Genomic DNA, 4,594 nt, shown 5'->3' with positions numbered 1-4,594 from the left:
CAAGTGGCGTTGGCAATTCTCTGATTTGTTGATGAAAGCGTTTCATATTTTTACCCTATTTTAATCCTACAGTGCAACTTAGTTCAAATTTTCTCTCTCGAACTTGATTTTAGTGATACTGTTATGTTTAGTATATCGAGTTATTTTAAACAAACCGTTTAGAGAAACTAAACATGAATATTACAATCAAACAACTTAAAGTATTTTTATCCATCGTCAATCACGGTAATATGACGGCTGCTGCCGATGTTATTAATATGACGAAGGGTGCTTTATCACAAAGCTTAGCAGAACTAGAAATTCAGTTAGGCGAGCCTATTTTTGATCGTAAAAATTCACGACTTTATCTCAATCAAGCAGGCAGAACATTAATCCCATTAGCCGATGAAATATTAAATCGTATGAAATTCATAGAAGATGAATTTAGCCTTCATCAATCTACACCCAAAATTACGATTGGTTGTACCAAATCCATTGGTTCATTTTTCTTACCCAACTTATTGCAACAATTTGAAACACAACATCATTGGCTACCTGAAGTTATTATTGAAAACGTTCATTCCATTCAAGAATTATTGACTCGTTTTGAATTGGATATCGCCCTTTTAGAAAGCTCTGCCATTGATTCATCATTGCAACATGAGTTTTGGCAGAAAGATGAAATGGTGATTGTTGCATCCATTCATCATCCTTTAGCACAATTAGAATCTGTGAGTTATGAGCAACTGAACCAAGAGCGCTGGATATTACGAGAAGCCAACTCCGCAAGCCGAAAGTTTTTTGATCATCAATTAGCTATCCATTTTCATCAGCCTTTTGAGTATCTTATCTTAAATTCATTCGATGCGATTTTATTGAGTATATTCAATCAATTAGGCGTTACTTTTATCTCTAAAGCATGTTTGGATAATCCCTTTTATAAGGATCATTTAGTACAACTCAATATTGAAGATCAATATTTCAGAAACTTCAATATCGTGCATGCAAAGGAGAAATATCTTTCTCCTCCGATTCAGCAATTCATTCAGTTCATTCAATCCCACAAATTAATGTGATTTTTTAAATAAAAATCTAGGCAGTAATAAACCAATGATCATGGCGATGGCAAATAAAATGCCATCTGGTAAACCTTGTCCCACTAAAACTAATGCAGGTGCTGGGCAAATCCCCACCAATCCCCAACCTACACCAAAGATTAATCCACCCATAATTAAGCGCTTGTTCATTGGTGTATTTGTGGGTAGATGATGCCTTTCACCCAATAATGTTGTACCGCGCTTTTTCAGAATTGTGACAGCAATAAAGCTCATCACCAAAGCGCCCACCATGACCCAAATTAATGCAGGATTCCAATTACCGAATGGATCTAAAAAACCTTGAACAACAGAAGGATTTGCCATACCTGATAAAATTAATCCTAAACCAAAAATAATCCCTGCAATTAATGATATAAATGCGTACATTACGTGCTCCTTATAATCCTAATAAATGTTTAACAATGAAGACAGAAACACCACCTGCAACCATAAAGATCATTGTGACCACTACTGAACTTGGCGATAATCGCGCAATCCCACAAATGGAGTGCCCACTTGTACACCCTGAACTTAACCCTGCGCCTAAGCCCACTAATAATCCGCCAATGATCAATAACATTTTATTATTGGTTAATTCAGCGACAGGAACTTCTGCAAATAGGCTATAAATCCACGGTGAAATTAAAATGCCCACAATGAAAAGTGCACGCCATACCGTAAAGCCATGACGGCTCAAGGTTGTGCTTAAAATCCCGCTCACGCCCATCACCCTGCCTAAAAACAGAAAATAGATCATGGCTGCTAAGCCAATAAGTAAACCGCCCAATAATGCGGTCAATGAAAAAAATGAAGCCATAAGTTCCTCTCTTAGTATGACAATCTAATTATGAATGTGATTAGTATAGAGGAATTTTTGAGAAAAAGTTACTTTTGGTAACTTAAATTTAAAATATATGGAAAACATAAGTATATGAATGAAAAATTCACATGTTTTTAATACTAAACGTCACCGTGAAAAAATAATCATAACTGACTTTTTGCCCATTTTGTTCAGCAGGTTTATATCTATAATTTTGTGCAGCTTTTTGGGCAGCATTATCCAACCTTGGATAACCGCTACTTTTATGGATTGATACTGACTCTGCTCTACCTGAAGCCAATACTTTTGCCTTCAATGTCACCCTGCCTTCTTCTTTACGCCGAAGCGATAATTCAGGGTATTTCGGTTTACGATTGCCGAGAGCCTTGCCTTCATGGGTTGGCGCCATAAAGGCTTGTGATTGTATGGCTTGCCCGGCTTTTTTAGGCTGAATTTGTGCGGTATTTTTATTTCTATTTTGGTTAGCGATATTCTTTTTCGGCACGATTTTGGGTTTAACAGGCGCTTGAATGACTTTTTCTTTCAATGATTCAACGGGATTATCAATCTCCACATCACTTTTTTCTGTCGTTAATATTTTCGGTGCTTCTTTTGTTTGTTCCACCACTTTTTCTTCAGGTGGCGCTGCTTCCATAACATTTAAAACTGTCATCTCTAATATTGTGCCTGCAATTACTAGCTTTTGTTCATACTGTTTTTCGGGGGAACTCAAAACAATATAGATAATACCGCAATGGCCAAGCGCAACAATCACAAACAGCACAATATTAGAGATTTTAAACATAATCTTAGAGGCTCACATTCATGCGTACCCAAAAACGTCGACCTGGTTCATTCACTCTAAATTTACTAGCCTCATAAGGATAAATGTCATAAGCAGAACGGCTGATAAACTCTGAATAATTCTTATCAAAAACATTATCCACACCCGCTAACAATGTGAATTCATTTTTAACTTTCCATGATGCATTCAATGACAATATGCCAAAACCCGCACCCGGACCAGAATCCGCACCAAAGATATTGCCTTGCCCCTCTGCATAACGATGCTGTGAATTCACAACATGCCAAACTGCTCCTGCACTGAACGTTTCATTGCTCCAGTTTAAACTCGTATTCCATTCTAATGGGGCGATTTGTGCCAAGGCTCTATGATCTGTTTTATTTTTACCGTATGTATAAGCTAAGCTACTACTTACATTCCAATTCTGTGCAAAATTCCATTGTACTTGAGCCTCTGCACCATAACGATCCGCATCAATATTACGAGCCTGCCCTTGATCAATTAGGATGTAATCTTTCATTTTACTCGCAAATACTGTAGTGGAAACTGCCAAGGTATCTGTGTTATACAAGAAACCAAAATCAATTTCATGATTTGTCTCTTTTTTAACATTTTCACCGTCCATTCGACTTCTTTCCCAGAAATCAGGTGAGCGTTGCGCCATACCATAACCTGCATGGAACAACCAATCATTCACTGCATGTTCATAGCGAATAAATGCTGAATCTAAGTTATAACGTTTCGATAATGCATTGAGTGCAATATCTTTGCCTTTGCCAAAATTAGGATTATATTTAGCATCATTACGATCATGACGATAACCGACAACCAATTTTTGGTCATCCGTTATAAACCATGAAGTTTCCGCAAAAATACCAATATTTTTAAATTTTTGATTCAACTGATAAGGCATATTTTTATAATTTTGAACTTCGAGTAAATTGGGTTTCATCCCTGTCATGCGTAATTTATGACGATCCGCAAACCAATCCATACCCAAAACTGTTTCAGTATCGCCCAAAGATAATTCTGCAAACAACTTGGCTGTTTGTGTTGTGCGTGCAGGATTACTCAATGCATACATTTTTTTGCCCATTTTATTTGGCATCACTGTGCGATAAGTATAGTTATCCATCACATGATCAATCTTATTATGGCTATATTCAAACTGTAATTTTGTTAGCCATTCAGAGATATTTTCTTGCTTAACCTTTAAGCGCCAACTGTCACGATCAAACTTTGTGCCATCCATCATTCTATCCGCATAGAATGTATGACCACGGCTACGATCATAGCCCAATTCAATCAAAGTATCTTTTGTCGGGGTTAAACCTAATTCAATCGTTTGGCTAGAGCGTTTATATTCAGAATGAATTTTATCGCCTGATCCATCTTTATAATCATTGGATTTATTATATGTGCCGTTAGCGTGAATATATCCCCATTGATTACCAATGATGGCATCTGCATAGGATTCTAAGCGATCATATGATCCGCCCATTATTGATCCACTAAACTTTGTGGTGAATTCATCCAATTTAATATCATTTCTCACAAATCTTGCAACGCCTGCAATATTACCCGGACCATACTGCACAGATTGTGGGCCTTTAATAAAAACAACTTCATCATAAGATTCAGGATAAATATAAGCAGTGGGGGGATCCATTCGTCCGCCACAACCACCCAAAATCATTGCGTCATTGCTTAATATTTTTAAGCGCGAACCACCCAAACCACGGAATACAGGTTCACCGCCACCACCGCCTTTTCTAGCAACGCTTAAGTTAGGGATCAATTTTAATAATTCAGCACCATCTTGTGCCGGCATTGGTTGAATTGCTTCTTTGGTATTAATGGTTTGAATATTGGGTTGATTTGAAATCTTTGCAA

The 4,594-nt window shown here is 37.2% G+C and carries 5 protein-coding genes; 1 reads left to right on the top strand and 4 read right to left on the bottom strand.

The window, feature by feature from the left end; genetic code table 11:
- The first annotated feature begins 173 nt into the window (after positions 1 to 173).
- Complete coding sequence (locus tag BZK14_RS10505) at positions 174 to 1,055, top strand: LysR family transcriptional regulator (protein ID WP_077926447.1); 882 nt, start codon at positions 174 to 176, stop codon at positions 1,053 to 1,055.
- On the opposite strand, the gene BZK14_RS10500 is transcribed toward BZK14_RS10505, so the two are convergent.
- The 4 genes from BZK14_RS10500 to BZK14_RS10485 form a co-directional block, all read right to left on the bottom strand.
- On the bottom strand, positions 1,047 to 1,463 hold the full coding sequence (locus BZK14_RS10500; protein ID WP_077926446.1) for a DUF6691 family protein: 417 nt from the start codon (positions 1,461 to 1,463) through the stop codon (positions 1,047 to 1,049). The two genes, BZK14_RS10505 and BZK14_RS10500, sit on opposite strands and share 9 nt — an antisense overlap.
- A gap of 10 nt (positions 1,464 to 1,473) precedes the next feature.
- Entirely contained in the window at positions 1,474 to 1,893 is a 420-nt protein-coding gene (locus BZK14_RS10495; RefSeq protein ID WP_077926445.1) for a YeeE/YedE family protein, read from the bottom strand.
- A 127-nt stretch (positions 1,894 to 2,020) separates the two neighbouring features.
- A complete protein-coding gene (locus tag BZK14_RS10490) occupies positions 2,021 to 2,701 on the bottom strand; it encodes an energy transducer TonB (RefSeq protein WP_077926444.1) in 681 nt (226 codons plus the stop codon).
- Between the two features lie 4 nt (positions 2,702 to 2,705).
- Positions 2,706 to 4,594, bottom strand: a 1,889-nt coding sequence (locus tag BZK14_RS10485) for a TonB-dependent copper receptor (RefSeq protein ID WP_143691452.1), incomplete at its 5' end; no start/stop codon positions are given.

The organism is Wohlfahrtiimonas larvae (assembly GCF_002006755.1).
GTDB lineage: Bacteria > Pseudomonadota > Gammaproteobacteria > Cardiobacteriales > Wohlfahrtiimonadaceae > Wohlfahrtiimonas > Wohlfahrtiimonas larvae.
Note: the sequence above shows the minus strand (reverse complement) of the source record. Positions and strands in the feature narration are given on the sequence as shown.